We start from the raw sequence: 447 nt of genomic DNA on the forward strand, positions 1-447 counted from the left end.
TGTCGGTGATGGTGGAGATGGTCTGGCGGGAGACCTCGGCGCCATAGACCTCGGCCAGGTGGGCCTGGACCTCGCCGGTGGTCAGGCCCTTCGCGGCCAGCGAGATGACCATCTCGTCGACGCCTGTCAGGCGCTTCTGCCGCTTCTTGACGATCTTCGGTTCGAAGGAGCCGTCGCGGTCGCGGGGCACGGTGGTCTCCACCGGCCCGACGTCGGTCAGGACCGTCTTGGAGCGTTTGCCGTTGCGGGAGTTGCCGCCGTTCTTGCCTGCCGGATCGTGTTTGTCATAGCCGAGATGGTCGGTGATCTCGCCTTCCAGCGCGGACTCCAGCAGCCGCTTGGTCAGCTGCTGGAGCAGCCCACCCTCGCCGGTCAGTTGCAGGCCCTCGGCCTGGGCCCGGCCCACCAGGTCATCGATCAGCTGGTCGTCAACGGCCTTGGGCGGCG

General features: G+C 67.6%; 1 protein-coding gene. It reads right to left on the reverse strand.

Annotated features, from left to right (window positions below; translation table 11 throughout):
* The coding region (locus ABS735_RS38515; RefSeq protein ID WP_476755896.1) for a transposase at positions 1 to 421 on the reverse strand (421 nt) is incomplete at its 3' end.
* Between the last annotated feature and the right edge of the window lie 26 nt (positions 422 to 447).

The organism is Streptomyces sp. MMCC 100 (assembly GCF_041538145.2).
GTDB lineage: Bacteria > Actinomycetota > Actinomycetes > Streptomycetales > Streptomycetaceae > Streptomyces.